This is a genomic window from Rhizobacter sp. LjRoot28, assembly GCF_964253025.1.
Classification (GTDB): Bacteria; Pseudomonadota; Gammaproteobacteria; order Burkholderiales; family Burkholderiaceae_C; genus Rhizobacter.
Window position 1 is genome coordinate 4,375,751 of record NZ_CAXUQC020000001.1, and the last position, 25,573, is coordinate 4,401,323.

Below are 25,573 nucleotides of genomic sequence, written 5' to 3' on the forward strand. Positions count from 1 at the left end.
TGGCGGCCTGGCCCTTCAGGCCGCCACCGGCGCCTCGACCCGGGCGATCATTTCCCGGGCAAAGTCCATGAAGGCCTGCGCGCCCTTGGACGAAGGGTCGAACACCACACCCGGCAGCTTGTAGCTGGGCGCCTCGGCCAAGCGCACGTTGCGCGGGATGACGGTGTTGAACACCTTGTCGCCGAAGTGCGTCTTGAGCTGCTCGCTGACCTGTTGCTGCAGCGTGATGCGCGGATCGAACATCACGCGCAGCAACCCGATCAGCTGCAAATCGGGGTTCAGGTTGGCATGCACCTGCTTGATGGTGTTGACGAGGTCGCTCAAGCCTTCGAGGGCGAAGTACTCGCATTGCATCGGCACCACCACGCCGTGGGCGCTGCACAGGCCGTTCAAGGTGAGCAGGCTGAGTGAAGGCGGGCAGTCGATCAGCACGAAGTCATAGTCATCGGCCACCGCCGCCAGGGCGGCCTTGAGCCGCTTGTCTCGTCGCTCCAGGCCCACCAGGTCGACTTCGGCGCCTGCCAACTCTCGGTTGGCGCCCAGCACGTCATAGCCCACCTTGTCGCTGCGCTGACGCGCTTCCGCGATGGTGGCCGTTTCCAGGAGAACGTCATACACGGTCAGGGCGAGTTCGCGCTTGTCGATGCCCGAACTTCCGGTGGCGTTGCCCTGGGGGTCAAGGTCGACCACGAGTGTGCGCTGGCCGGCCTTGGTCAATCCCGCCGCCAGGTTGACGGTGGTGGTCGTCTTGCCGACACCACCTTTTTGGTTCGCGATGCAGAAGATGCGGGGCATGGAGTTTCCAGGACGGGGACAGGAAGGAGAGGGCGGCTCAGCCGGTGGTCAGGCGAATGCCGAACGCGACCAGGCAGACGCCGGCGGCACGCTGTAGCCAACGCCCGAGGCTTCGATGGGCGCGAACCTGTTTCGACACGAGGTTGGCCACCGCGCACAGACTGAAGCAGTACACCACGGTGATCGTGGCGATGGTCGCCGCCATGGCCGCGAAGGTCGGCAGACCAAGGTGCGTGTTCGGATTGATGAACAGCGGAAAGAAGGCCATGTAGAACACGATGGCCTTCGGGTTCAGCAGGGTGATCAAAAAGCCTTGGCGTGCATAGTGACGCGGCTCGATCTTGATGGGCGAGCCGCTTCCCTCACGGGCCCGGATGAGCCCGATGCCGATCCAGACGAGGTAGGCAGCGCCGGCGTACTGCACGAGCTGGAACGCAAACGGATGCGCGGCGAGCAAGGCGGCAACGCCTGCCACGGCCATCCACAACAACACCTGATCGCCGGCCATGAGCCCGACGGTGCATGCAGCACCGGCACGGAAACCGCCTTTGCCCGTGGAGGTGAGCAGGGCGAACGTACCGGGACCGGGCAGCGCGAGAAACAGCAGCACCGCCGCGCAGAAGGAACCGTAGTCGGAAATGCCGAACACCGTCATCCCCCGTTCCTCATCCAGACCAGTGAGCGATCCGCATCGAGGCCAGGCACGGTGAGTTGTTCCACGTGAAACACTTCCACGTCGGCCGGCAAAGCCGCCTGCTCATCGACAGGTCGTTTGCCTTTCATGGCCATCCAGACCCCGTCCTTCGCCACCAAGTGACGGGTCAACGTCACGAAATCGAGGAGCGAGGAGAAGGCCCGCGATGTCACGACATCGGCCGGTGGCATGTCGAGCGTCTCGACGCGAGCGTGGCGTGCCGCAAGGTTGCTGAGTTTGAGCTCTGCCGCCACTTGCTGGATGAAGCTCGCCTTCTTGCCGACCGTGTCGACGCAGGTGACTGACGCGCTCGGCAGGGCAATGGCGAGCACGACGCCGGGCAGGCCGGCACCACTGCCAACGTCCAGCACGCTGACCGGTCTTTTTCCCACGTGACGGAGGAGGGCGGGCAGCACCGCCAAGCTGTCCAGCAGATGCAGGACCAACATCTCTGCCGGCGCACGTACGGCCGTCAGGTTGTAGACCCGATTCCATTTAGCGATCAACGCCAGGTAGTCCAGCAGTCGCGACTGCTGGATGTCGGTCAAGTCGAGCCGCAGGTCCGCCAGTCCATCGGACAGCCTGGAGGAGAGAGCCTCCACCTCAGGCGGCCGCATCGTCGCCCGACCCGTGTACGTCGTTGGCCGCGAACCCCTGGAACCGCCCCTTCTTCAGGTGAATCAACAGCAGTGAGATGGTCGCTGGGGTGATCCCGGAGATTCGAGAGGCTTGACCCAGTGTCTCCGGCCGCTGTGCAGCCAGCTTCTGGCGTGCTTCAAAGCTGAGAGCCGTCACCTTGCTGTAGTCCAGCTGCTCAGGAAGACGCAGGTGCTCGAAATGGGCCGCCCGTTCGACATCTTCGTTTTGCTTGTTGATGTACCCCGCGTACTTGATGCTGATCTCGACCTGCTCGATGACGCTTGTCGAAAGATCTGCGCCGAGTTCCGCCCGGAGTCTTTCACGTGAAACACCGGCGCCTGGCCGGGCGATGTCAGCAATGCGCTCCAAAGTATCAAACGACACGTTCGGCCGACGCAGCAGATCGGCCAAGCTGTACTCGTGCTCGAGTGCCTTGCCCAACAGCGATTCGGCGGCGGCAGCGGGCAGGGTGGAGGGCTGAACCCAGGTCGCCTTCAAGCGCTCTGTTTCACGTGAAACAGCGTCGCGCTTTCGGTTGAAGGTGTCCCAGCGCGCATCGTCCACCAGCCCCATGCGACGACCCACCTCGGTCAGCCTGGCGTCGGCGTTGTCTTCCCTCAGCTGAAGGCGGAACTCCGCGCGGCTGGTGAACATCCGGTAGGGCTCGGTCACGCCCTTGGTGATCAGGTCGTCCACCAACACGCCGAGGTAGGCTTCATCTCGTCCAGGCGTCCAGGCGGATTCCCCTTGCACCTGGCGCGCCGCATTCAGGCCGGCGAACAAACCCTGCGCCGCCGCCTCCTCATAGCCGGTGGTCCCGTTAATCTGGCCCGCAAAGAAAAGGCCGTTGATGGCCTTGGTCTCGAACGAAGCCTTCAGTGCGCGCGGGTCGAAATAGTCGTACTCGATGGCATAGCCCGGCCGAAGGATGTGCGCGTTCTCCAGGCCCTGCATCGATCGCACAGCCTGCAGCTGAATGTCGAAGGGGAGGCTGGTGCTGATGCCGTTCGGGTAGTACTCGTGCGTGGTCAGCCCCTCCGGCTCGAGAAAGATCTGGTGCGAGTCCTTGTCGGCAAAGCGATTCACCTTGTCTTCGATGCTTGGGCAATAGCGAGGGCCGACGCCACCGATGATCCCGGTGAACATGGGACTGCGGTCGAACCCCGAGCGGATGATCTCGTGCGTGCGGGCGTTGGTGTGCGTGATCCAGCATGGCACCTGTTGCGGGTGCATGGAGCGGTCGCCCACAAAACTGAACACGGGCACCGGGTCCAGGTCGCCGGGCTGTTCGGTGAGCCGCGAAAAGTCGATGCTGCGGCCTTCAATGCGGGGCGGCGTGCCCGTCTTCAACCGCCCTTGAGGCAGCTTGAGTTCCTTCAAACGGGCCGACAAGGAAACGGCCGGCGGATCACCGGCTCGCCCCCCGGCGTGCTGCTGGAGGCCGACGTGAATCTTGCCGTCGAGGAACGTGCCGGCCGTCAGCACCACCGCGCGGGCACGAAACCGGATCCCCACCTGGGTGACGGCCCCGACGACGCGATCGCCCTCGACCATCAGGTCGTCCACGGCTTGCTGGAAGAGGGTCAGGTTAGGCTGATTCTCCAAGCGGCGTCGGATGGACGCCTTGTAGAGGATGCGGTCCGCCTGCGCACGGGTGGCACGAACCGCTGGCCCCTTGGAGCTGTTGAGGATGCGGAACTGGATGCCCGATTCGTCGGTCGCCAGCGCCATGGCACCGCCCAGGGCATCCACCTCTTTCACGAGGTGGCCCTTGCCGATGCCGCCGATCGACGGGTTGCAACTCATCTGACCGAGCGTCTCGATGTTGTGGCTCAACAGCAGGGTACGGCAACCCATGCGGGCGGCCGCCAGTGCGGCCTCGGTGCCGGCATGGCCTCCGCCGACGACGAGCACGTCGAACTCCTGGGGGTAGAGCATCTCAAAACTCCGGGGGGAAAAGGGGGCCGCGGCGTCGCTGGCCGAGTTGGGTGCGCAGGCGGCAGAGAGAAGGGTCGCGTTGACCCTGTAGGCGAGCGCCGGACCGGCCAACATCGCAGCCGGGTTTGAGCTCGGCGAGCACGTGCACCGTCGCCGGCAAGCCCTTCTCTCTGCCGCCCACACGCCTGGCGGGCAAGGCGTTAATTTTAGGCTTTGGGCCCGATGCCGTCACGGCCCGATGCCACGGCCGCCGACTTCTCGTGGTATCAAAAGCGAATAATGACGGCATGTCCGTTCCGACCACGCCTGTCTCATGCCGCCCCGGCTGCGGCGCCTGCTGCATCGCGCCGTCGATCTCGTCGCCCATCCCGGGCATGCCGGTGATCAATGGCCTCAGCAAGCCGGCCGGCGTGCGCTGCATCCACCTGACGCCCGACCAGCGCTGCGCCATCTTCGGTCATCCCGAGCGGCCGGCCGTCTGCGGGTCACTGATGCCGTCGGCCGACATGTGCGGCGATTCGGCAGAGCAGGCGATGCGCTGGCTGGGCCACGTCGAGGCAGCCACGGCACCCTAGAGGCGGGCGGCAGCTAGACGCGCTCAGCTCGGGCCGACGAGAGCCCCTGCCTCTGCCGCCCACACTCCTAGGCCGGCCCGACCAACCCGCGCCACAACGGCGCCAGGCGCAGCTTTTCCGCCTCCCCCAGCCGCTCGCTCAGCAGCAGACACTCCCGCTGCACGCTGCGCAGGCGCAGCCGGAGTTCGGCATGGGCCAGCTCGAGCTCGAAGCGATCTGCCTGCGGGGCGTCGCCTGACGACACCCGCCAAAGTCCGAGTGCGTTCCAGGCGACGCGCAGGCGATCCAGACGCCGCATCGCCTGGTCGACGATGTCGATGACCGGCAGCGTCCGGCCCTGGTCCCTGAGCTCCTGTCCCAATTGCTGGGCGGCCACCAGCTGCTGGTCGATGTCGGCCAGCTGCTGGTAGAGGTCGATCGCCGGCGCTGCGCCTGCGGGCACCTCGCCCGACGACCTCGCGGCGTCCCAAACGAATGCGGCGAACTCGGGGGCGAATTCACCCGGTACGACCCGGAGCGCGAAACTCGCCCGCGTGAGCGGGGCGTCCGGCCACCGCGTCATCCCGAGCGCCACCTCCGTCACGGCGAGCGCCCGCCCGAGGTGCGACAACTCGTCATCCTGCAGTCGTGCGGGATAGCCCGAACGGTCCAGTCGTTCATGATGCTCACCGACCGCCCGAGCCAGCACTGCCGGATAGTCCGTGAGCGAGGCGATGAGCATCTGGCCGACGCGCGGGTGGATGACCAGGTGCTTCTGTCCCAGCAGGTCGAGCGGCTGGCCGTAGTCAAGGTACTGGGGGTGGATGTACACCTCACCCAGGTCGTGCAGCAGTCCGCCGAGCATCGCCATGCGCACGTCCTGTGGCGTGCCCTGAAGGCTTGCGATCATCGCACCGGCCAGCGCCATGGCCGCCACGGCATGGGGCAGGGTGGCAGGGCGCGTCGCCAGCGAGGCGGTCAGCATCAACTGCACGACCGGGTGCAGCGGCAGGTGGCGCATCTGCTCCAGCAAGGTGGTTGCCCACGGCCGAACGCAGGCGGCGAGAGGCTCGGTCGACTCGATGAAAGCCGTCAGGTCGGCCAGCAGCGAGAAGGGCGTGACACCGTCCTCCGCCATCAGGCACACCTCCATCGGCCTCTGCAGCCGCCGGTCCAGCAGGCGTTGATGCAGCGCCGCCGAGACCGGTTGCCCGGCGGCCCAGAGCTTCACCCCCCGGACGTCGACGATGTCGCGTGAGGCCACGATGGCATAGCGCTCGCTCGCCTGAGCCAGCGCTGCGAGCGCGTGTCGGTTGGGTTCGCCCCCGGGCGTCTGGAAGGCGTACATCGGCCCGCCATCAACCCTGGCGGTTGGCGCTGTTCACGCTGCGCAGATCCTGCGTGACGTTGCCGTCCTTCAGCACGATCACGCGTCCCGCCGAGGCAATGGTCTCGGGGCGGTGGGCCACGATGACGCGGGTGAGCGCCAACTGTCGAATCGACTGGTTGACGATGCGCTCGCGATCAACATCCAATGCGCTCGTGGCTTCGTCGAGGAACAGGATCTGCGGACGCTTGTACAGCGCGCGCGCCAGCAGGATGCGTTGCTTCTGGCCCCCGGAGATGCTCGCCCCCATGTCACCGATCAGCGTGTGGTAGCCCATGGGCATGGCGACGATCTCGTCGTGCACTGCGGCCAGACGGGCACACTCCTCGGCCCAGTCCGGATCCGGTGAGGCATCGAAGAAGCTGATGTTGTCGGCGATCGAGCCACCGAAGAGCTGGTCGTCCTGCATGACCGTCCCGATCATGTCGCGCCACGCGCGCATGCCGAGTTGCTGCACCGGCACGCCGCCCACCCGCATCTCGCCCTGCTGCGGCGCATGGATGCCCAGCATCAGCTTCAGCAAGGTCGTCTTTCCGCAACCCGACGGGCCCACGATGGCCACCGATTCACCGGGCTCGATCGTGAAGCTCAGTCCACTGAGCACCTCCGGCTCGGCATCCGAGTACCGGAAACTGACGTCCTGGAGTTCGAGGCGCGGCTCCACCTTGCGCTCGCGCACCAGCAGTCCGCCGGCAACCTCGGACTCGGGCGCCGACAGCACGATGTCAGCCAGTCGCTCGCCCTGCAGACGCAGCATGCGCAGCTCCACCACCTTGTCGATCAAGCCGCTCACCCGCAGGGCGAACTGTTCCTTGTAGGCGAAGAAGGCGAACAGCATGCCGACGGAGAAGCTGCGGTCCATGACCAGCAGCGCCCCGACCCAGATCACCGCGATGCGTTCCAGGCCGAACACGAGCTTGTGCATCACGCCGAACATCAGGTCGAGCTTGCGGGTGGCGAGGTTCGCGTTCATCGCGTCCACCACCCGGTTCATGAACTGCGCCTGACGGTCCTCCTGGCGATTGAAGAGCTTGATCGACTGCACGCCACGGAGGGACTCGAGAAAGTGCGTCTCACGCTTGGCGTCGTGAACGATGCTCTCCTCGGTGGCATCGCGCAGGGGGCGGAAGAAGGCCCAGCGCAGCAGGGCGTACACCGCCACGCAGCCGAGCGCGATACCGGTCAGCGTGCCGCTGTAGACGAACATCATGGCCAGCGTGAGCACCACCAGCAGGCCGTCGAGCACCACTTCGATGAAGCTCGTGGTCATCGTCTGCTGGATGTGCTGGATGGCGTTGAAGCGCGACATCACGTCGCCGGTGTGCCGCTTCTCGAACCAGCTGACCGGCAAGCGCATCATGTGCGCGAAGACATTGCTGAGCCATTGAAGGTTCAGTGTGGCCGACAGGTACAGCACCGCCCATGAGCGAACCGCCCCCGTGGCAACCTGGATCATCACCAGCAAGCCGAATCCGATGCCGAGCGTGATGAGCAGGTCCCGGTCGGCACTGACGAGCACCGAGTCGACCACCCATTGCAGGAAGAACGGCGCGAGCAGCGTGAAGCCTTCGAGCGCCAGCGCCAGCGCGAAGATCTGCGCCAGGGAACGGCGCAGGCCCGTCACCCGCCCCAGCAGCTGCTGCAGGCTGATGTGCTGGCGTTCGGTGCGCGGACGGAAGTCGGCGGCGGGCACCAGCTCCATGGCCACGCCGGTGAAGTGCTTGGACACCTCGCTGAGCGGCATCCGTCGCACGCCGCGGGCGGGGTCATGGATCACGGCCACCTGGCCCCGCACCTCGGTCAGCACGACGAAGTGGTTCAGGTCCCAGTGCAGCACACAGGGTAGCTGCAACATGGCGAGGTGGTCCAGCTCCGCACGCAGCGGCCGGGCATTGAGTTCGAGCAGGCCGGCGATGCGAACCAGGTCGGCGAGGGTCGCGCCCTTGGCCGACAGCGAGAAGCGCTCGCGCAAGGTGGGCAGGTCGATGCGCAGGCCGAAATGCCAGGCCACCATGGCGAGGCTCGCCAGGCCGCACTCGGCCGCCTCGGTCTGCAACACGAGCGGCACCCGTCGCCGGGCAAATCCGAACTTCAAGGAATCGAGCATGGGTTCACAGCGGAAAGAACGAAGGCCCCGCCGCGCGAGCGAGGGCAGCATCGATGCGCGTCATACGCGCCCGGCCAGGCTCAGCACCGGTTCGAAGATCCATTCGATGAGGCGGCGCCGGTCGAGCAGCACGTCGGCCTCCAGCTGCATGCCCGGCGACAGCGCCTGCGGGCGGCCATAGGCCTGCACCGCCTGCTGCTCGAGGGCCACGGTGATGCGGTACATCGGCTCGTTCGCGGGCGTGGTGAGCCCGCCAAGTTCCGAGGCGGGCAAGGGGGTGCGGGACACCTGCAGCACGCGCCCCGTCTGCAGCCCGAACTTCTGGTGGGGATAGGCCTCGTAGCGCAGCAGTACCGTCTGGTCCGGCCGCACGAAACCCATGGCGCTCGACGGCGCGAAGAGATGGGCCTGCAGCGACGCGCCCCCGGGCACCAGGTTGGCCAGCACGGCCTGGGCGCCCACCGACTGGCCGGGCTCGGCCGACAGCGCCGTCACCGTGCCGTCCTGCGGGGCGCGCACGACGATGCGGCGCAAGGCCTCGTTCTCGGCCGATTCCTGGGCCAGCTCCGCCAGCTCACGCTCGATTTCGCCTTGTTCGGACGCCTCGTTCAGGGGCAGCTCTCGCTGCTTGGCCTCCAGGGTGCCGATCTCGCGGCGGTGCGCCGCCTGCTGGCGCTCGAGCGCTTGCAACTGGGCCTTCAGCCCCAGGACCTCCTCGGTCTTGGTCTGCACCTGGGCAGAGGACACGAACTGGTCGATCTTGAGGGATTCGAGCCGCGCGAGGGCCTCCTGGGCCAGCTGCAGTCGCTGGCGGTGCAGGCTCGACTCGGCGTCCATCTGGACCAGTTCACGGCGCATGTTTTCGAGCTGCTGCCCCATGGCGCTCATCTGCGCGGCCTGCAGCTGCTCGCGGCGGCGGCTGGCGGCCTGAAGGCTGCGCTCGCGGGCGGCGAGGCTGGCCAGCACGGCGGCATGCGTGTCGCCCTGCGTGGTGGCGCGTTCGACGGACAGCACGAACAGCACGTCGCCCTGGCGCACCGACTGTCCTTCGGTGGCATGGCGCTCCAAAACCTGCGCCGGCTGCGGCGACAGCAGGCGCATGACGCCCAGGTCCGGAACGAGGTAGCCCGTGACCCGCGCCTTGCGGGTGTACTCGCCGATGCAGAAGTAGAGCGCCACGGCGATGGCGCTCACGACCACCAGCGAGGTCAGCACCGTCAGCGAGACCGGCCGGATAAGCTGGATGCTGCCCAGCCACCCCTGGCGCCGACCTTCGGCAACCTCAGGGCGAAACAGGCCGGACATGACAGGACCGCCGGCATGCACCGGCACCGCGCGCGATCGACGAGTCGGTGCAGCCGAGCGGAGTCACACGAAGACCGTGGACGAGCCGTGCTTACCAGCCACCCTTCGGCAGGGGACGGGGACCACCGGCACCACCGACTTGCTGCAGCAACTCGGGCGACAGCGGCACCGGGGCGCGCAGCGGCGCGGCCGGGGTCTGCACGTTCTTGTCGGTCGTCTTGGGTTGAGCGTGGGTGGACTGGGTTTGCATGGTCTGCTCCGGTTGGTTTCGTGCACTTCGTTGAGTGCACGGAGCAGATTCCAGCAGCGAGGCCGAGGCGCCGGTAGTGTCAGCTCTTACAGGTGACAGGCCGCGCAAACCGCTGCCCGCCGTCCTGGGAGAGCGACCACTCAGCGCAGGAGGCCCATGCGCAGGGCCTTCAACACCGCCTGGTGCTTGTTGACACAGCCGAGCTTGTGCATCGCGTTGTTGACGTGGAGCACGGCGGTTCGCTCGCTGATGCCGAGGATGTTGCCGACCTCCCAGGCCGTCTTGCCTTCCATGGTCCAGCGCAGGGCCTCGAGCTCGCGCGGCGTGAGCGTGGCCATGCTCTTGTCGGGGCTCACCGGCACGAAGATGCGCAGCGCGGCCTCCTGGGCGTGGACGGTGAGCAGCTGCAGGTCGGCCACGATGCGGGTGAGCTCCACCGGATCGCTCGGCACCTGCTGGTCGCGCTCCACGCCCAGCATGAAGTGCCGCCCCTCGGGCAGGTGCAGCGCCATGGCAATGCCGGCGCGGTAGCCATAGCGGGCCTGTTCTTCCCAGACGTCGCCCTGACCGCCATCGGTATAGGTGGACTGGCCCCAGATGATGGGCACGCTCTGGCGCTTGCAGTGCTGCATCACCGGGTCGCGACGCCAGTTCTCGCGGCTGAGAAAGGCCGAGCGGTAGGCCGCCGGCGCGTTGTCGACCGTGATGAATTCGGATTCGGCCAGCACGTGGTCGAGCACCACGGTTGCCGAGACCGTCTGGAAGCCCAGCTGTTGCGTGAACCGGAGGATCTCCGCGAGGAACTCCTCGCGGCTTCCCGCCTGCATCACCGTCATGTAGCCACTTTGAAGCATGAGCCCCTCTCGCATTGCCAACCGGCGATCCGCCGTCCCCTGCTGTCGGCGTTTTCCCTGTCAGTCTTTACAGATGCCAGTGTTTACAGCTTGTGAGGCCGCACCACCGCGCCAGATCATTGGCAGATATCAATGCTCGGGGATCGTACAGCGACCCGTCAACCCCTATGACGCCCGCCTGGATCGTGTGTGCTTGGCCTCCGGTACTGCTTAACGCCCAGTCCGCGCCTGATCTGCACTTCGTGCACCTTGGCACCAGCGTGTTGAACGCCGGTGACACGGGTCATCCCAGCACGGGACAGACCCTGTGGGGAAACCCGTCCTCCAAGACCGTCGCCGGCGTGGCGTGGGACTGGGTGGAGCTCGCGCACGGCGTGTTCGCCATGGCCGACCCGCTCGGGCTCGTCACCAACCTGCGGCTCGTCGGGCCGCGGGGCGAGGCCTTGTCGAATGTGCAGGTCGCCCTCTACCTCAACGAGCTCGTGCGCACGCTTCCCTGGCAGAGCGAAGTGGAGCGCGCGCTGCAGACCGAGCAGCACCTGCACGCCCACCACTGAACCGGTGACTCGGGCCAGAAGCGGCACGTCCGCCGGCTGCGGCCGGAGGGGCCCTCGGACCGGGGGCCGACCGTCCGTCAGCGGACCGCCGCCGCCCGCAACGCCCGCGCCACCGCCACCACGCCCAGCACGGCCAGCAGCCCACAGACCGCCAGCGGCTGCGCCAGCACCTCCCACGGCACCGCCTCGCCCTTGAGCACCCGTGTCATCAGGGAGTGCTGGGCCAGGGCCGGCACCCACAGGTGCCAGGGTGCCTCACCGCCCTGGTTGAAGACCGTGACGAGCGGCAGCATCGAGACGGCCAGCACCAGCACCGAGCTGCTGGCCTGGGCCTCCTTGAAGCTGCGGCAACGGATCGCCACGGCCATCAGCAAGGCCGACAAGGCCGCCGCGAAGGGCAGCAGCACCGCCAGGAACAGGGCCACCTCCACGCCGCCGAACTGGAACATCGCCTGCAGCGTGTCGCTGCGCAGCAGCCACTGCGCGGGCAGGAAGCTGGTGCAGCTGAGCACCGCGATCAGCATCGACACCGTGGCCACGGCCGCCCATTTGCCGAGCACCAGCGCGGCGCGAGGCGCAGGGTTCATGAGCAGAGGCTCCAACGAGCCCCGCTCGCGTTCGCCGGCCGTCGTGTCGAGCGCGGCGTTGAGTGCCCCATAGAGCACCGCCATCAGCACGAAGAACGGCAGCATGGCCGTGAGCTGGGAGGCCCGCGACTGCTGGCTGGCGAGGTCGCGCATGTGGATCTCCACCGGCTCGAGCACCTGGGCCGACACGCCGCGCAGGGCCAGGGTCAGCAATCCGCGCTCGCGGCGGAATCCATCGAGCAGGCGAAGCACACGCGCCGCGCCGGCCTCTGCTTCGCGGTTGCCGCTGTCGGACACCAGTTCCAGCACCGGCGGCTCGCCATGCAGCAAGCCGTCCTCGAACCCCGCCGGCACGACGAGCACCGGGTCGCCCAGGCGCGAGGCCTTCAAGCGGGCCTCGTGATCAGGCGGGGCGAGCTCGATGACGTAGGTCTGCCGCTCGAGGTAGTTGCGAAGCGTCGGAGCGTGCTCGATGCCGGCCACCACCACCACACGCCGCTCCGCCTGCGCCTCGAAGCGCGCGAGCAGGCCCGACAACGCAATCAGCACGAGCGGCCCGAGCAGTACGCTCGACACCAGCACGACCAGCATGGTGCGGCGGTCGCGCAAGGCGTCGCGCATCTCCTTCACGTACACCGCCCAGGCCGCTCTCATGCCGCGGTCCCCTCGGCGAAGGCGAGGGCGACGAAGGCCTCCTCGAAGTCGTCACACCCGGTGCGCGCCAGCAACTCGGCCACGGTCCCGGTGGCCACGGTGCACCCGTGGGCCACGATGGTCACACTGTCGCACAGGCGCTCCACCTCTTGCATGATGTGGGTCGAGAACACGATGCACTTGCCGCCGCCTTCGGGCGTGACGAGATGGCGAAGCGTGTCGCGCAGGGCCCGAGTGGCCATCACGTCCAGGCCGTTGGTCGGTTCGTCGAGCACGATGTTGGCGGGGTCGTGTACCAGCGCCCGGGCCAGCGCCGTCTTCATGCGTTCGCCCTGACTGAAGCCGTCGGTTCGGCGGTCGAGCAGGGCGCTCATGTCCAGCGTGCGGGCGAGCGCCGTGGCGCGGGCATCGGCCGCCTCGCGGGACATGCCTTGCAAGCGGCCGAAGTAGACGATGTTCTCGCGCGCAGTGAGTCGCGGATAGAGACCGCGCGCATCGCTCAGCACTCCCATGCGGGCAATCGCTTGCCTGGGTTGGCGCAGCACATCGACGCCGTCGACCGACATGTCGCCGCTGTCCGGCGCCATCAGGCCGGCCAGCATGCGCAGCGAGGTCGTCTTGCCGGCCCCGTTCGGCCCGAGCAGGCCGAGGATGCGCCCGTCCTGGGCGGCGAAGCTCACGTCGCGCACCGCCTGCACCGCGGACGGCCGGGGCGCGAAGCCCCGGCGCGGCGGACGAAACTGCTTGGCGAGATGGCGTACCTCGATCATTTCGGTGCCTCCGGCGCCGCCAGGCGCACCGGGCGCAGCGCGGGCGGTCGCGGGATGCCGGTGGCGCAGCCGGCGTCGACCGCCAGCGCCTCGGTCGCCTCCGGCGCGTCGATGAACCGGAACCAGACATCCCGCAGGCAACCGAGCGAGAGCAGCCCATGCCCTGCATTCGGCACGACCACGTGCCGCGCGCGCGGCCCGAGCGCCACCGCGACGCGCTCGGCGTGACGCGGCGGCGTGGCCGGGTCCAGGCCCCCACTGAGCAGCAGCACCGGGGCAGGGCTGGGTGGCACGGTGTAGAAGGCGGGCGGCACGGGGGTGGTGGGCCATTCGGCGCAGACGCGGGCGTAGAAGCGCATCTGGCTGTCGCCGAAGTCGCGTCCGCGCCCGGCCGGGGCCGTGCGCACGCGCGGCATGTCCTCCGCACAGACCACCGAGAAATGCATGCCCGCCGCCACCGCCCCGGCGCGGCCGGCGTAGAGGCTGCTGCCGAGCCCGACCAGCCCCTCGACACGCCCGGCGGCCGCCTCATGGATGGCAGCCGGCAGGGCCGACGACAGCACGGGCGCGTACAGCGCCCCACGCACCGTGGCCAGCACCATGTCGCGGGTCAGGGTGAAGCGCTCGACGCGGCCGCTCACCGGATGCGGCACGGCCACGTCGCGTGGCAGGCCGCCGAGCAAGGCGGCCCAGTCGTCGCGCAACGCAGGGAAGTCGCGGCTGCAGCCCGGCTCCGCAGCGCAGGCCGCCAGCAGGGCGTCGAGCGCGGCCTGGGCATCGAGCGACTGGCTGGCCGGCAAGGCCATGTCCGGTGGCGCGACGCCATCGAGCACCGCCCGGCGCACCCGATCGGGAAACTGGCGCAGGTAGTCGAGCGCCGCCCGGGTCCCGTAAGACGCGGCCACCAGGTTGATCTGCCCGGCGCCGAGCGCGGCACGAACCGCGTCCAGGTCCTGCATGGCCAGGGGCGTGGTGTAGAAGGCCAGCCCCCCGAGGCCACCGCTGCCCGGCCGCGCCGCCAGGCGATCACGGCAGGCCAGCAGCTGGCGGAACTGGCGCTCCGGGTCGGTCTGGTCGGCCACCGGGCGCGATGCCGGGTCGTCGCAGGCGAGGGCGCCGGAGCGACCGGTACCGCGTTGGTCGAGGAACACGATGTCGCGCCGGTTGTTGAGGCGCTGGAAGAGGGGCAGCACCTGGGGCAGCACGTCGGTGGCACTCTGTCCGGGCCCGCCCGGGATCAGGAAGACCGGATCCGGCAGCTTGCGGCGCGCCAGGGCCGGCACGACGACGTAGTGGATGTCGATCGACGCCCCGTCGGGGCGACTCGGGTCGAGCGGGCGGCGCAGCTGGCCACACAGCAGCTCGTTGCGATGGCCCTCGACCCGGCACGGCTGGAGCGCGCCGGCATCGCCCGGTGCGGCCATGCTGATCCAGGGCGCCAGCAGCGCAGCAGCGCCCAGGGCGCGTCGGAGGCGCGCGAACACCGCCGCCTTAGGCGCCCAGCAGGCGCTTGAGTTCGCCCGACTCGACCAGGCGCAGCAGGTCATCCTTGCCGCCCACCAGCGTGCCCTTGACGAACACCATCGGGAAGGTCGGCCAGCCGGTCCACATCTTCAGGGCATTGCGGCGCCGCCACTGGCCGAAGTAGTTGCCGTACTCGAGGTACTGGTGCGGCACGCCTGCCCCATCGAGCGCCCGGCGGGCCTGGCGGCAGGCCGGGTTCCCCCCCATGCCGACGACCAGCACCGGGTTGGAGTTGGCGGCAGCCTGCACGTTGTGGACGATGTCGGCGTTCAGGTTCGCCACCCGGTCACGGATGGCTGGGTGCAGTCGGGACTCATCGAGAACTTGACGCGGCATCGGGGCACTCCAGCGGAAAGGCCCCGAGGTTATCCGATGCCGTCGCTCAGGTGGCCAGCACCCCCGCCTGGAAATCCTGGAACGCCTGGTGGATCTCGGCCTCGGTGTTCATCACGAACGGCCCGTATTGAACGATGGGCTCGTTCAGCGGCCGGCCCGCGACGATCAGCACCCGCGCCGGCGCATCGCCGATGGCGCCCAGGCGAACGCCATCGAACGCCGGGTCGTTGGCGAGGATGGCCATGCGCTCGACCGGCACGGCCGTGCCGGCCACGTCGACCGTGCCGCCGAACACGTAGACGAAGGCGTTGTGCCCGGGCGGGAGCGGCTGCTCGAAGGACTGGCCGGGCGGCAGCGTCACGTCCAGGTAGATCGGCTCGGTCCCCGGTCGACTGACGGCGCCGGCGACGCCATGGCTCTCGCCGGCCAGCACGCGAACCGAGGCGCCGTTGTCCAGCGTGATCGACGGCACATCGGCCGGCGGCACGTCGCGGTAGGCGGGCGCCGTGAGCTTGTCGCGCGCCGGCAGGTTCACCCACAACTGGAAGCCGGCCATCCGGCCCTCCTCCTGCTCGGGCATCTCCGAATGCAGGATGCCGCGGCCGGCCGTCATCCATTGCACGCTGCCCGGCTCCAGCAGGCCGACGTTGCCCACGCTGTCGCGATGGCGCATGCGGCCGGCCAACATGTAGGTGACCGTCTCGAATCCACGGTGCGGATGCGTCGGGAAGCCGCCGATGTAGTCGCTCGCGGCATCGCTGCCGAAGGCGTCCAGCATCAGGAACGGATCGAGCCGCCGCTGCAGCGGCTGGGTGAGAACCCGGGTGAGCTTCACGCCGTCGCCATCCGACGTGGGCTGGCCGCGCACGAGGCGTTCGACGGTGCGCGGATTCGTCAGGGCAGGGTAGGTTTGCGTGGTCATGCAATGAATGTAGGGCGCGACAGGCCGGGCAACAGGCACCGCTTTTGACGCCAGCGATCAAATGGCTTGCATGGTCGCGGCCGCCGGCCCAGTATCGTGCGGCGACGGCCGGCCGCACGGGCATTCACGCCTGGCGCTGCCTGGCCTTTGCGTTCGGCTTACCCTTCGCGTTTTCCACTGGAGTGTCCATGAAGCTCTACTACAGCCCCGGGGCCTGCTCGCTGTCGCCCCACATCGCCCTGCGGGAATCGGGCCTTGCGTTCGAACTCGTGCGCACCAGCACCAAGACGCATCAGCTCGAGGACGGCACGGACTTCTACACGATCAATCCGAAGGGTTCGGTGCCGGTGCTCGAGATCGCCAATGGCGAGCGGCTGACCGAGGGCCCGGCCATCGTCCAGTACATCGCCGACCAGGTGCCCCAGAAGCAGCTGGCCCCCGCCAACGGCACGATGGCGCGCTACCGCCTGCAGGAGTGGCTGAACTTCATCACGAGCGAATTGCACAAGAGCTTCAGCCCGCTCTTCAAGCCCGGCACGCTGCCCGAAACCAAGGAGCAGTTCAAGGCCCAGATCACCAAGCGCCTGCAATGGGTTGACAGCCAGCTGGCCGGCAAGGCCTTCCTGCTCGGCGACACCTTCAGCGTGGCCGACGCCTACCTCTACACCGTGGTGAACTGGACCAAGCCGGTGGGCATTCCGACCGACGAGCTCCCCGATCTGCTCGCCTTCATGGCGAGAGTGGGCGCACGCCCCGCCGTCGTCGAGGCCCTGAAGGCCGAAGGCCTGGTCTGACGCCCTGAAAGGGGGCGCGCCGTGGGCCTGCACCGGCCCTCGGCGTTTTCCTACAGCCAGGCGACGGACCCTTCGGTACAACCGCCGGATGACCCTCAATCCTCCGGCAGCGCCGGCCCACACCACGTTCTCCTTCAAGGTTCTGACGGTGAACACCCACAAGGGCTTCACCGCGCTCAACCGCCGATTCATCCTGCCGGAGCTGCGCGAAGCGGTGCGGGCGGTGTCGGCGGACGTGGTGTTCCTGCAGGAAGTGCAGGGCACCCACTTGCGGCATCCCGATCGCTTCCACAACTGGCCGGAAACGCCGCACTACGAATTCCTGGCCGACAGCATCTGGCCGCAGTTCGCCTACGGCCGCAACGCCGTCTACCCGCACGGCCACCACGGCAATGCGGTGCTGTCGAAGTACCCCATCGTCCACTACGAGAATCGGGACGTCTCCATCGCCGGCCCCGAGCGTCGCGGCCTGCTGCACGTCGTGCTGCAGGTGCCCGGGCGCGAAGGCAAGCCGGACATCCATGCCATCTGCGTGCACCTGAGCCTGCAGGAGGCTCACCGCCGCCAGCAGCTCGACATGCTCTGCCGCATGGTGCGCGATGAGGTGCCCGACGATGCGCCGTTGCTCGTGGCCGGGGACTTCAACGACTGGCGCCGCAACGCCCATCGCATCCTCGAAAAAGGCGCCGGCCTGCATGAGGTGTTCGTCAAGGCCACCGGCCGCTCGGCGAAGACCTTCCCCGCCCGCTTCCCGGTGCTTCAACTCGACCGCATCTACGTGCGCAACGCCAGCGTGCACGCGCCGTTCGTGCTGCCGCGGCGCCCGTGGTCGCACCTGTCCGACCATGCCCCGCTGGCCGCGGAGATTTCCCTATGAACCGCCGCTGGACCTCGGGCAACCGGTTCGAGCTGCTCGAGAACGGCGAGCAGTTCTTCCCGGCGGTGTTCGAGGCCATCCGCAACGCCCGTACCGAGGTCGTCCTCGAGACCTTCATCGTGTTCGAGGACAAGGTCGGGCGAGAGCTGCATGCCGTGCTGATCGATGCCGCCCGTCGGGGCGTGACGGTCGATGTGCTGGTCGACGGCTTCGGCTCCTCGGAGCTGACCCCCGACTTCATCGGGTCCCTCACCTCGGCCGGCGTGCGCTTGCGCACCTTCGACCCCAAGCCGCGCTTCCTCGGCATGCGCACCAACGTCTTCCGGCGCATGCACCGCAAGATCGTCGTCATCGATGGCCAGCTCGCCTTCGTCGGCGGCATCAACTATTCGGCTGACCACCTGATGGACTTCGGCCCGCAGGCCAAGCAGGACTACGCCGTCCGGGTCGAGGGCCCGATCGTGGCCGACATCCACGCGTTTGCGCGCTCCGCCATCACCACCGGCGACGAACCGCGCCGCTGGTTCCACCGCCGGCCGGCGGTGCCCCGCAAGCATGAGCTGCCGCGGGCGGGGGAATCCGACGCGCTCTTCATCACCCGCGACAACCGCGACCACCGCACCGACATCGAACGGCACTACCGCATCGCGATTCGCGCCGCCCGCAAGGAAGTGCTGATCGCCAATGCCTACTTCTTTCCCGGCTACCGGTTGTTGAAGGACATGCGCAAGGCCGCCCGGCGCGGCGTGCGCGTGCGGCTCATCCTGCAGGGCGAGCCGGACATGCCGATCGTCAAGACCGCCGCCGCCATGCTGTACGACCACCTGCAACGGGCCGGGGTCGAGATCCACGAGTACTGCGCGCGCCCACTGCACGCCAAGGTGGCGCTGGCCGACGACGAGTGGGCGACGGTCGGCTCCAGCAACCTCGATCCATTGAGCCTGTCGCTGAACCTCGAGGCCAACGTCGTCATCCGGGATCGCGCCTTCACCCAGCACCTGCGCTCGCGGCTTGAAGAGCTGATCGCCACCAGCTGCAAGCAGATCACGGCCGAGCGTCTGCCCCGGCAGAACCTGCTCACCCTGGTGCGCAGCTTCTTCGTCTTCCACTTCCTGCGCCGCTACCCGGCCTGGGCGGGCTGGCTTCCGGCGCACGTTCCCGTGGTCGTGGCACCCCACAGCGGCGATGCGGCGCGCCAGCGTGACGCCCAGACGATGGCGGGCATGGCCCACGCCACCGAATCCACGGACACGCCCTGACATGCCCACGCTCGCCGAAAGACGCGCCGGCACGCCCGGGCGCCAGAACGCATCGCCCTCGCGAACGTGGCCCCGCATCAAGCGGGTGCTGACCTGGGTCTTCTTCGGTCTGGTCACCTGGTTGCTGGTGAGCCAGGCCCGGTCGGTCGAGTGGGGAGAGGTGTGGACCTCGGTGCAGGCGCTGCCCGCGTCCGCACTTGCGCTGGGTGCCGGTCTGGCGCTGCTCAGCCACCTGCTGTACAGCACCTTCGACCTCATCGGCCGACACGTCACCGGCCATCCGCTGCGCACCGGCCAGGTGATGCTGATCACGTTCATCAGCTATGCCTTCAACCTGAACCTCGGCGCCCTGGTCGGCGGCTTCGCCTTCCGCTATCGCCTGTATTCCCGCCTCGGCCTCGACAACCCCACCATCACCCGCGTGCTCACGATGAGCATGCTGACCAACTGGCTCGGCTACTTCGTGCTCGGTGGAGCCGTGTTCCTGCTGCAGCCTTTGGCGCTGCCGCCCGACTGGAAGATCGGAAGCGCTGGCCTGCAATGGCTCGGCGCCGCCCTGCTCGCGGTGGCGGCTGCCTGGCTGGCCGCCTGCGCCTTCTCGCGCCGCCGCACCTGGACGGTCCGCGGCCACGAGATCGCGCTGCCATCGATGCGTCTGGCATCGCTGCAACTCCTCATGTCCTGCACCAACTGGATGCTGATCGGCGGCGCGGTCTACATGCTGCTCGATCAGCGCATCGCCTACCCCGCCGTGCTCAGCGTGCTGCTGATCGCCGCCGTGGCCGGCGTCATCACCCACGTGCCGGCCGGACTGGGTGTGCTCGAGGCAGTGTTCGTTGCGCTGCTGTCACACCAGGTTCCCAAGGGTGAACTGCTGGGCGCGCTTCTCGCCTACCGGGCGGTCTACTACCTCGGGCCGCTGGTGCTGGCCACCGCAGCCTACCTGCTGGTCGAGGCCCGGGCCAAGGCGCTGCGCGCAGGCGCCTGATGATCTCGGCCGCCGCGGCGCGCCGTCACCCCGGACGCCTGGCTGGCGCCACGGTGCTCGCGCTGCTTGTCGTGCTCGCACTGGCCTGGGACTGGGACTGGTTCCGGGGGCCGCTGGTTCGCCACCTGGCGGAGCAATCGGGACGCGAGGTCGAGGTCGGCCGGCTGGAGATCGCCTGGCACGCCGCGCCCGATCCCACGGTGCGCCTGCTGGACGTGCACATCGCCAATGCCCCCTGGGTCACCGCCACGGCGGGCCAGGCTTTCGCCCGGGCGCGCGAGGCGAGCTTCACCTTCGACTGGCGCAGCCTGCTGCGCGGACGACCTGTCGTGACGCGCCTGCGGCTCGTCGGTGCGGACGTCGCCCTCGAGCGGCGTGCGGACGGGATGCGCAACTGGCGCCTGCGTCGTCCGGATGACCGCGGCACGGGCAAGTTCACCTTCATGCGCCTGGAACCGCACGACAGCCGGCTGCGTGTGGTGAACGAGCACGCCGGGCTCGACTTGCACACGGCGTCCACCGACCTGCCCGCGTCCATCGACGTGAAGGACGGCGCACCGCTGGTGCAGCGCATCGCCTTTTCCGGGCGGCTGCGGGGTGCGCCGTTCGAAGGCGTGGCGACCGCGTCGCGCACGCTCAGCTTTCTGCACAGCGGCGAGGCCTTCTCCGTGCGAGGCGCCGCCCGCTCGGGGGCCTTGCGCCTGGAAGCGGACGGCCAGGTGGCCGATCTCTTTCGTCTCGGTCGCGTCGCCGCAGCGCTGCGGCTCTCGGGCCCGTCGCTCACCGCGCTGGCACCGTGGCTGCCGCAGGCCTGGCCCGACACGCCGGCCTTCACGGCAGAGGCACAGCTGGCCAAGGCCGGGGAGGCCTGGACGTTCACCCGGCTCGACGCCCGTGTCGGCCGCAGTGACGTGGGGGGTGAACTGACGTACCACCAGCGCGAACGTCCGGACTTCGAGGCGCGCCTGACCAGTCGCGCCCTCCATGCCGGTGACCTCGGCCTCGGGCGCGACACGTCCGCGCCGGCCGGCGCCTCGGACCGGGACGAAAAGGCTTCGCTGCAGGGACTGCAACGCCTCGACGGTCGGGCCACGCTGGACGTCGATACGCTGCACCTGCCCGGGACACCGCCCTTGAGGAAGACCCACGCGGAGGCCCGCCTGGCCCAGGGTCGCCTGATCGTCACGCCGCTGCGCCTCGGCATCGCCGGCGGACAGGCCGAAGGCACCCTCGACATCGACAGCACGCAACGCCCCCCGCAGGCCCGTCTCGACCTGCGCTGGCGCGACGTGCAATTGGCCGACTTGCTACCGCCTCTGCCGGCTGATCGTCAGGTGAACGGGCCGGTCGCCGGCCGATTGCAGCTCCAGAGCCACGGCGCCAGCGTGTCGCAGTGGCTGGCCAACACCAGCGGACAGGCGCATGCCGAGATGCGCAGCGGCAGCCTGTCGGCCGCGCTCGACGCCCGACTTGCCCTGAACGGCGGCAAGGTGCTGCGGGCCGCCGTGGCAGACCCGTCCGACGTTCCGATCGCCTGCGCCCGCGTGGAGCTCGCCCTGCGTGAGGGTCGGGCCGATCTCTTTCCCGTGCAGCTGGACACCGCCCAGACGCGCATCGACGGCCGCGGCGAGCTGGACCTGCGGCAGCGGCGGCTGGACCTGCTGCTCACGCCGCAGCCCAAGCAGCCGGCCGTGCTGGCCTTGAAACAATCGATCCGGGTGAGGGGCCCGTGGTCCACCTTGTCCATCGACCGGGTGCCTCAGGAAGCCATCCGGCCCGCCGCCGGTTGCCCGGCGCGCTAGGCGTGTGGGCGGCCGCCCGCTGTCGCGGGCGGCTCAGCCCCCCGCAAGCGCCTGCACCAGCAAGCGGCCCTTGGCGTAGGTTTCGTCGAGTTCGGCTTGGGGATCGGAGTCGGCCACCACCGCGCCACCCACCTGCACCATCACCCGCTGGCCGCTCACCACCGCGGTGCGGATCACCACCGAGAGGTCCATCGCACCGGCCGCATCGAGGTAGCCGATGGCGCCGGCGTAAGGCCCGCGCCGCACCGGCTCCAGCGCCTCGATGATCTCCATGGCCCGCACCTTGGGCGCGCCGGTCATCGAGCCGGGTGGCCAGCAGGCGCGCAGCAGTTCGGCCGGCCCGAGACCCTCGCGCAGCCGGGCCCGGATGGTGGAGACCATCTGCCACACGCTCGGGTGGCCCTCGATCTCGAACAGGGGCGCGGCCTTCACGCTGCCCACTTCGGCCACGCGCCCCAGGTCGTTGCGCATCAGGTCGACGATCATCACGTTCTCGGCGCGGTCCTTCACACTGGCCGCCAGCCGATCGCGTTCGGCTTCGTCCAGGACCTGAGCGGGCTGCCGGGACCGCGTGCCCTTGATCGGCCGCGCCGCCACTTCGCGGCCGCGCAGCTGCAGGAATCGCTCGGGCGACACGCTGGCCAGCGCTCGGCCGTCCATCTCGAGATACGCCGAGAAGGGCGCGGGATTGAGCGCGGTCAGCCGCCGGTACAGCGCGAACGGGTCGCCCTCGAATGAGCCCTCCAGTCGGTGTGACAGGTTGGCCTGGAAGATGTCACCGGCCGCGATGTACTCAAGCACGCGCCTCACGTCCGCAAGGTACCGGGGCGCTGCCGTCCGTGATGCAAGCGCACCCGCGCGGAACGAGCCGGGCGCCGGTTCGGGTCCGGCCGCCCGGGACAGGGTGGCGGCCCAGACCGCCTCGCGTGCAGCGCCTCCCGGCCAGGGCCACGCGCTGGTGCAGCTGAACCAGCGCCCGGTCGCATGGTCGCAGGCCAGCACGTGGTCGCACAGCTGCAGCTGCAGACGCGGCCACGCCGGGTCACACGCGGCGAGCGTCGGCAGGCGCTCGACATGGCGCGCCAGGTCATAGCCGATGAAGCCGGCCAGTCCGCCCCGGAAAGGCGGGACGCCGGGCGCATCGCCCGTCGGCGCGGCCCCCGTCGCCAGGCGCTGCATCATCTCGGCGACCGCCTGGAAGGGGTCGTCCCACGCCTGCAGCAGCGTTCCGTCGGCACCCCGCAGCCAAGTGCGGTGCTCGTCGGTGGTCAGCGTGGCCAGGGGCGGGCCGGCCACGAACGACCAGCCCGACAGGCCGGGCATCGCCTTGCTGCTCTCCAGGAGCAGGGCGTCGCCGCGACCGCGCAGGCGTGCACACACCGCCTGCGGCCGGGCAGCGAGGTCAAGGGGTACGATCCTGGAAGTCAACTTCAGCAACACGAGAGATCACGGGCGCATGAGTGTAGAGCGACAACTTTTTCCAGCAGACCCCCGGCACGCACCCCTGCTGCGCGCCCTGCTGGCCCTCGATGGCTCGACCACGCGCATCTGCGAAGCCATCGCGCAGGCGGACATCACCGTGCAGCTGCACCTGCAGCGGCAGACCGGCGACGTGCCGGCCGACGTGCGGGAGCACCTGGGCGGCGAGCGCTGGCTGGAGCGCGTGACCAGCCTGCACGCCCATGGTCGCGTGATGATGGACAACCTGTCGTACACCCGCCTCGACGCCGTCCCCGACTGGTTCCTCGACGGGCTGGACGCCGGGCAGGCGCCGGTCGGGCACCTGCTGCAGCACCTGTTCGTCAAGCGCGAGACCCGCACCGCCTCGGACGACATGGCGGAGGCCCTGTGGCGCCACGTCGGCGCGCCGGACCGCCGCGCCAGCCGCTGCTACCGGGTGATCACGCCCGAGTCGCCCATGATGCTCATCTTCGAAGCGTGGCGCGACGGCATGGTCCCGGAGGAACGGTCTTGAGCACGCTGGCCGAGCGCAGCCGGCAGGCGGTGTGGCATCCGTGCAGCCAGATGAAGCAGCTGCAGGCGCAGCCGCCGCTCGGCATCGCACGTGCGCAAGGGCCGTGGTTGTACGACACCGATGGCCGCCGCTACGTCGACGGCATCAGCTCCTGGTGGGTGAACCTCTTCGGGCACAACCACCCGCACCTGGTGGCCTCGCTCACCGACCAGCTGAACACACTGTCCCACGTCATGCTGGCCGGGTGCACGCACGAACCGGTCGTCCGACTGTCCGAACGCCTCGGTGAACTCACCGGCCTCGGCCATGCGTTCTACGCGAGCGACGGCGCCTCGGCCACCGAGATCGCGCTCAAGATGAGCGCCCACAGCTGGCGCAACCGCGGCCGGCCGAACAAGCACCGCTTCATCGGCCTGGAGCACGGCTACCATGGCGAGACGGCGGGCGCGCTGTCGGTCACCGACATCCCGCTCTTTCGCGAAGCCTATGGCCCGCTCGTGCGGGTGAGTGCCACCGTGCCGAGCCCCGACAGTCGCCGGGCAGCTCCGGACGAGACCCCTGCCGACGTGGCGCGGCGGCAGGCCGCTGTGCTGGAGGCCTTCCTCGCCGAGCACCACGAGACCATCGCCGCCTTCATCGTGGAACCGCTGGTGCAGTGCGCGGCGGGCCTCGCAATGCACGACCCCGAGTACCTGCGCCTGGCGCGCGCACTCTGTGACCGCTACGAGGTGCACCTCGTGGCCGACGAGATCGCCGTGGGCTTCGGCCGCACGGGCACCCTCTTCGCGCACCAGCAGGCCGGCATTCGCCCGGACCTCATCTGCCTGTCGAAGGGGCTGACCGGCGGCATGCTCGCCCTGTCCGCGGTGCTGTGCACGGACGACATCTTCGACGCCTTCTACGACGACCGCACCGCCCGGGGCTTCCTGCACTCCCATTCGTACACCGGAAACCCGCTCGCCTGCCGGGCGGCATTGGCCACGCTGGAGGTGTTCGACGAGCGCGACTGGATGGCCCACAACCGCGAGACGGCGGCACGGCTCGATGCAGCGGCAGCCTCCTTGCGCCAGCATCCGAAGGTCAAGGCCGCGCGGCAGCTCGGCATGCTGTGGGCGTTCGACATCGCCACCGACGATCCCGCGTTCCCGGCGCGGTACCACGCCGCGGCGCTGCGTCACGGCGTGATGCTGCGGCCCATCGGTTCGACGCTGTACTTCATGCCGCCTTACGTGCTGGACGAAGAGGCGATCGCCTGCCTCGCGTCGGGCGCGCTCGCGGCACTCGAGGAGGCCCTCGCATGACCGCCCGCGGCTGGTTCGTCACCGGCACCGACACCGAAGTCGGCAAGACCCTCGTCAGCTGCGCGCTCGTGCAGCACCTTCAGGCCCGCTTCCCGCGCGTCGTCGGCATGAAGCCCGTGGCGGCCGGCACCATCGATACCCCGCACGGCCCGGACAACGAGGATGCGATGGCCCTGCGCGCCGCCGGCAACGTCGCCGCCCCGCGCGAACTCGACAACCCCTACTGCCTGCCGCTGCCGCTGTCGCCGCACCTGGCCGCACGCGCCGCCGGACAGGTCATCGACATCGAGCTGCTCGCGCAGCGCTATGAGCGGCTGGCGGCCCTGGCCGATGCGGTGGTGGTCGAGGGGGCGGGCGGCTTCCTCGTGCCGCTGAACGACACGCAGACCGGGGCCGACCTCGCCCAGCGGCTGGCCTTGCCCGTGGTGATGGTGGTTGGCCTGCGGCTCGGCTGCCTCAACCACGCGCTCCTGACCGCCGAGGCCATCCGCGCGCGCGGCCTCACCCTGGCCGGCTGGGTGGCCAACCGGGTCGACCCGCACATGGCCCGCGCCGACGACAACATCGCCACGCTGGCCGCCCGCCTGGGCGCGCCGATGTGGGCCGAGGTGCCGCACTTCGCCGCCGCGGCCGAGCGCCGCATCACCTGGCAGGCCGGCGCCGCGCAGGCCTAAGATGCCGGCTTGTCCGACCCGCCAGCCCGC

At 69.1% G+C, this 25,573-nt stretch carries 24 protein-coding genes and 1 pseudogene; 10 read left to right on the top strand and 15 right to left on the bottom strand.

Annotated features, from left to right (window positions below; genetic code table 11):
* Window positions 1–15: 15 nt before the first annotated feature.
* The 4 genes from ACSQ2F_RS20110 to mnmG are packed head-to-tail and all read right to left on the bottom strand — an operon-like array spanning window position 16 to window position 4,066.
* Window positions 16–795, bottom strand: coding sequence for a ParA family protein (locus ACSQ2F_RS20110; RefSeq protein ID WP_436026020.1), 780 nt, complete (start codon window positions 793–795; stop codon window positions 16–18).
* 37 nt (window positions 796–832) lie between these two features.
* Window positions 833–1,444, bottom strand: a complete 612-nt coding sequence (locus tag ACSQ2F_RS20115) for a LysE family translocator (protein WP_436026882.1) — start codon at window positions 1,442–1,444, stop codon at window positions 833–835.
* A 2-nt stretch (window positions 1,445–1,446) separates the two neighbouring features.
* Window positions 1,447–2,106: a 16S rRNA (guanine(527)-N(7))-methyltransferase RsmG gene (gene rsmG / locus ACSQ2F_RS20120; protein ID WP_436026021.1), complete on the bottom strand. Its 660-nt coding sequence runs from the start codon at window positions 2,104–2,106 to the stop codon at window positions 1,447–1,449.
* Window positions 2,093–4,066 carry a tRNA uridine-5-carboxymethylaminomethyl(34) synthesis enzyme MnmG gene (mnmG, locus tag ACSQ2F_RS20125; protein ID WP_436026022.1) on the bottom strand — a complete coding sequence of 658 codons (1,974 nt, stop codon included), beginning with the start codon at window positions 4,064–4,066 and terminating at the stop codon, window positions 2,093–2,095. The genes rsmG and mnmG overlap by 14 nt, the downstream gene beginning before the upstream one ends.
* A gap of 287 nt (window positions 4,067–4,353) precedes the next feature.
* Between mnmG and ACSQ2F_RS20130 the strand changes: the two genes are divergently transcribed.
* On the top strand, window positions 4,354–4,641 hold the full coding sequence (locus ACSQ2F_RS20130) for a YkgJ family cysteine cluster protein (protein WP_436026023.1): 288 nt from the start codon (window positions 4,354–4,356) through the stop codon (window positions 4,639–4,641).
* A 67-nt stretch (window positions 4,642–4,708) separates the two neighbouring features.
* On the opposite strand, the gene ACSQ2F_RS20135 is transcribed toward ACSQ2F_RS20130, so the two are convergent.
* The 5 genes and pseudogenes from ACSQ2F_RS20135 to ACSQ2F_RS20155 form a co-directional block, all read right to left on the bottom strand.
* Entirely contained in the window at window positions 4,709–5,773 is a 1,065-nt protein-coding gene (locus tag ACSQ2F_RS20135) for an HD-GYP domain-containing protein (RefSeq protein ID WP_436026884.1), read from the bottom strand.
* A gap of 74 nt (window positions 5,774–5,847) precedes the next feature.
* Window positions 5,848–8,114: pseudogene (locus ACSQ2F_RS20140) on the bottom strand (peptidase domain-containing ABC transporter).
* Window positions 8,115–8,174: 60 nt separating this feature from the next.
* A complete protein-coding gene (locus ACSQ2F_RS20145; protein ID WP_436026024.1) occupies window positions 8,175–9,419 on the bottom strand; it encodes an HlyD family secretion protein in 1,245 nt (414 codons plus the stop codon).
* A 91-nt stretch (window positions 9,420–9,510) separates the two neighbouring features.
* Window positions 9,511–9,669 carry a hypothetical protein gene (locus ACSQ2F_RS20150; protein ID WP_436026025.1) on the bottom strand — a complete coding sequence of 53 codons (159 nt, stop codon included), beginning with the start codon at window positions 9,667–9,669 and terminating at the stop codon, window positions 9,511–9,513.
* A 140-nt stretch (window positions 9,670–9,809) separates the two neighbouring features.
* The gene (locus tag ACSQ2F_RS20155; RefSeq protein WP_436026026.1) at window positions 9,810–10,523 is read right to left on the bottom strand and encodes a helix-turn-helix transcriptional regulator; all 714 of its coding nucleotides are present in this window, start codon (window positions 10,521–10,523) and stop codon (window positions 9,810–9,812) included.
* Window positions 10,524–10,690: 167 nt separating this feature from the next.
* On the opposite strand from ACSQ2F_RS20155, the gene ACSQ2F_RS20160 reads away from it, so the two are divergent.
* Window positions 10,691–11,080, top strand: coding sequence for a hypothetical protein (locus tag ACSQ2F_RS20160; protein WP_436026027.1), 390 nt, complete (start codon window positions 10,691–10,693; stop codon window positions 11,078–11,080).
* A 77-nt stretch (window positions 11,081–11,157) separates the two neighbouring features.
* Here the strand turns inward: ACSQ2F_RS20160 and ACSQ2F_RS20165 are convergent, their stop codons facing one another.
* From ACSQ2F_RS20165 to ACSQ2F_RS20185, 5 genes are read right to left on the bottom strand one after another with little or no spacing between them, the layout of a single operon-like run.
* Window positions 11,158–12,321, bottom strand: a complete 1,164-nt coding sequence (locus tag ACSQ2F_RS20165) for an ABC transporter permease (protein ID WP_436026028.1) — start codon at window positions 12,319–12,321, stop codon at window positions 11,158–11,160.
* On the bottom strand, window positions 12,318–13,091 hold the full coding sequence (locus tag ACSQ2F_RS20170; RefSeq protein WP_436026029.1) for an ABC transporter ATP-binding protein: 774 nt from the start codon (window positions 13,089–13,091) through the stop codon (window positions 12,318–12,320). The genes ACSQ2F_RS20165 and ACSQ2F_RS20170 overlap by 4 nt, the downstream gene beginning before the upstream one ends.
* Window positions 13,088–14,575 (bottom strand): alpha/beta fold hydrolase, encoded by a 1,488-nt coding sequence (locus ACSQ2F_RS20175; protein ID WP_436026030.1) that lies wholly within the window; start codon window positions 14,573–14,575, stop codon window positions 13,088–13,090. Before ACSQ2F_RS20175 ends, ACSQ2F_RS20170 begins: the two co-directional genes overlap by 4 nt.
* A gap of 7 nt (window positions 14,576–14,582) precedes the next feature.
* Window positions 14,583–14,951: a glutaredoxin domain-containing protein gene (locus ACSQ2F_RS20180; protein WP_436026031.1), complete on the bottom strand. Its 369-nt coding sequence runs from the start codon at window positions 14,949–14,951 to the stop codon at window positions 14,583–14,585.
* Between the two features lie 46 nt (window positions 14,952–14,997).
* Window positions 14,998–15,873 (bottom strand): pirin family protein, encoded by an 876-nt coding sequence (locus tag ACSQ2F_RS20185; protein ID WP_436026032.1) that lies wholly within the window; start codon window positions 15,871–15,873, stop codon window positions 14,998–15,000.
* Window positions 15,874–16,061: 188 nt separating this feature from the next.
* On the opposite strand from ACSQ2F_RS20185, the gene gstA reads away from it, so the two are divergent.
* The 5 genes from gstA (at window position 16,062) to ACSQ2F_RS20210 (ending at window position 21,593) form a co-directional block, all read left to right on the top strand.
* Window positions 16,062–16,667: a glutathione transferase GstA gene (gene gstA, locus ACSQ2F_RS20190; RefSeq protein ID WP_436026033.1), complete on the top strand. Its 606-nt coding sequence runs from the start codon at window positions 16,062–16,064 to the stop codon at window positions 16,665–16,667.
* An 88-nt stretch (window positions 16,668–16,755) separates the two neighbouring features.
* Entirely contained in the window at window positions 16,756–17,544 is a 789-nt protein-coding gene (locus ACSQ2F_RS20195) for an endonuclease/exonuclease/phosphatase family protein (protein ID WP_436026034.1), read from the top strand.
* Entirely contained in the window at window positions 17,541–18,803 is a 1,263-nt protein-coding gene (gene clsB, locus ACSQ2F_RS20200) for a cardiolipin synthase ClsB (RefSeq protein WP_436026035.1), read from the top strand. Before ACSQ2F_RS20195 ends, clsB begins: the two co-directional genes overlap by 4 nt.
* Before the next feature lies 1 nt (window position 18,804).
* On the top strand, window positions 18,805–19,791 hold the full coding sequence (locus ACSQ2F_RS20205) for a lysylphosphatidylglycerol synthase domain-containing protein (RefSeq protein WP_436026036.1): 987 nt from the start codon (window positions 18,805–18,807) through the stop codon (window positions 19,789–19,791).
* Window positions 19,791–21,593 (top strand): AsmA family protein, encoded by a 1,803-nt coding sequence (locus tag ACSQ2F_RS20210; RefSeq protein WP_436026037.1) that lies wholly within the window; start codon window positions 19,791–19,793, stop codon window positions 21,591–21,593. The genes ACSQ2F_RS20205 and ACSQ2F_RS20210 overlap by 1 nt, the downstream gene beginning before the upstream one ends.
* A 33-nt stretch (window positions 21,594–21,626) precedes the next feature.
* On the opposite strand, the gene pabB is transcribed toward ACSQ2F_RS20210, so the two are convergent.
* A complete protein-coding gene (pabB, locus tag ACSQ2F_RS20215) occupies window positions 21,627–22,973 on the bottom strand; it encodes an aminodeoxychorismate synthase component I (protein ID WP_436026038.1) in 1,347 nt (448 codons plus the stop codon).
* 76 nt (window positions 22,974–23,049) lie between these two features.
* Here pabB and ACSQ2F_RS20220 point away from each other — a divergent pair, with 76 nt between their 5' ends.
* The 3 genes from ACSQ2F_RS20220 to bioD are packed head-to-tail and all read left to right on the top strand — an operon-like array spanning window position 23,050 to window position 25,543.
* On the top strand, window positions 23,050–23,568 hold the full coding sequence (locus ACSQ2F_RS20220) for a chorismate--pyruvate lyase family protein (protein ID WP_436026039.1): 519 nt from the start codon (window positions 23,050–23,052) through the stop codon (window positions 23,566–23,568).
* Window positions 23,565–24,869 carry an adenosylmethionine--8-amino-7-oxononanoate transaminase gene (bioA, locus tag ACSQ2F_RS20225; protein WP_436026040.1) on the top strand — a complete coding sequence of 435 codons (1,305 nt, stop codon included), beginning with the start codon at window positions 23,565–23,567 and terminating at the stop codon, window positions 24,867–24,869. Before ACSQ2F_RS20220 ends, bioA begins: the two co-directional genes overlap by 4 nt.
* On the top strand, window positions 24,866–25,543 hold the full coding sequence (bioD, locus tag ACSQ2F_RS20230) for a dethiobiotin synthase (protein WP_436026041.1): 678 nt from the start codon (window positions 24,866–24,868) through the stop codon (window positions 25,541–25,543). The genes bioA and bioD overlap by 4 nt, the downstream gene beginning before the upstream one ends.
* Window positions 25,544–25,573 lie beyond the last annotated feature (30 nt).

Coding starts and splice junctions, on each gene's coding strand:
- ACSQ2F_RS20145 (WP_436026024.1), bottom strand. CDS start 9,419: ATGTCCGGCCTGTTTCGCCCTGAGGTTGCCGAAGGTCGGCGCCAGGGG.
- rsmG (WP_436026021.1), bottom strand. CDS start 2,106: ATGCGGCCGCCTGAGGTGGAGGCTCTCTCCTCCAGGCTGTCCGATGGA.
- ACSQ2F_RS20220 (WP_436026039.1), top strand. CDS start 23,050: ATGAGTGTAGAGCGACAACTTTTTCCAGCAGACCCCCGGCACGCACCC.
- ACSQ2F_RS20150 (WP_436026025.1), bottom strand. CDS start 9,669: ATGCAAACCCAGTCCACCCACGCTCAACCCAAGACGACCGACAAGAAC.
- mnmG (WP_436026022.1), bottom strand. CDS start 4,066: ATGCTCTACCCCCAGGAGTTCGACGTGCTCGTCGTCGGCGGAGGCCAT.
- bioD (WP_436026041.1), top strand. CDS start 24,866: ATGACCGCCCGCGGCTGGTTCGTCACCGGCACCGACACCGAAGTCGGC.
- ACSQ2F_RS20195 (WP_436026034.1), top strand. CDS start 16,756: ATGACCCTCAATCCTCCGGCAGCGCCGGCCCACACCACGTTCTCCTTC.
- ACSQ2F_RS20155 (WP_436026026.1), bottom strand. CDS start 10,523: ATGCTTCAAAGTGGCTACATGACGGTGATGCAGGCGGGAAGCCGCGAG.
- ACSQ2F_RS20165 (WP_436026028.1), bottom strand. CDS start 12,321: ATGAGAGCGGCCTGGGCGGTGTACGTGAAGGAGATGCGCGACGCCTTG.
- ACSQ2F_RS20210 (WP_436026037.1), top strand. CDS start 19,791: ATGATCTCGGCCGCCGCGGCGCGCCGTCACCCCGGACGCCTGGCTGGC.
- gstA (WP_436026033.1), top strand. CDS start 16,062: ATGAAGCTCTACTACAGCCCCGGGGCCTGCTCGCTGTCGCCCCACATC.
- ACSQ2F_RS20135 (WP_436026884.1), bottom strand. CDS start 5,773: ATGGAGGTGTGCCTGATGGCGGAGGACGGTGTCACGCCCTTCTCGCTG.
- clsB (WP_436026035.1), top strand. CDS start 17,541: ATGAACCGCCGCTGGACCTCGGGCAACCGGTTCGAGCTGCTCGAGAAC.
- ACSQ2F_RS20180 (WP_436026031.1), bottom strand. CDS start 14,951: ATGCCGCGTCAAGTTCTCGATGAGTCCCGACTGCACCCAGCCATCCGT.
- ACSQ2F_RS20110 (WP_436026020.1), bottom strand. CDS start 795: ATGCCCCGCATCTTCTGCATCGCGAACCAAAAAGGTGGTGTCGGCAAG.
- ACSQ2F_RS20185 (WP_436026032.1), bottom strand. CDS start 15,873: ATGACCACGCAAACCTACCCTGCCCTGACGAATCCGCGCACCGTCGAA.
- ACSQ2F_RS20170 (WP_436026029.1), bottom strand. CDS start 13,091: ATGATCGAGGTACGCCATCTCGCCAAGCAGTTTCGTCCGCCGCGCCGG.
- ACSQ2F_RS20130 (WP_436026023.1), top strand. CDS start 4,354: ATGTCCGTTCCGACCACGCCTGTCTCATGCCGCCCCGGCTGCGGCGCC.
- ACSQ2F_RS20205 (WP_436026036.1), top strand. CDS start 18,805: ATGCCCACGCTCGCCGAAAGACGCGCCGGCACGCCCGGGCGCCAGAAC.
- ACSQ2F_RS20160 (WP_436026027.1), top strand. CDS start 10,691: ATGACGCCCGCCTGGATCGTGTGTGCTTGGCCTCCGGTACTGCTTAAC.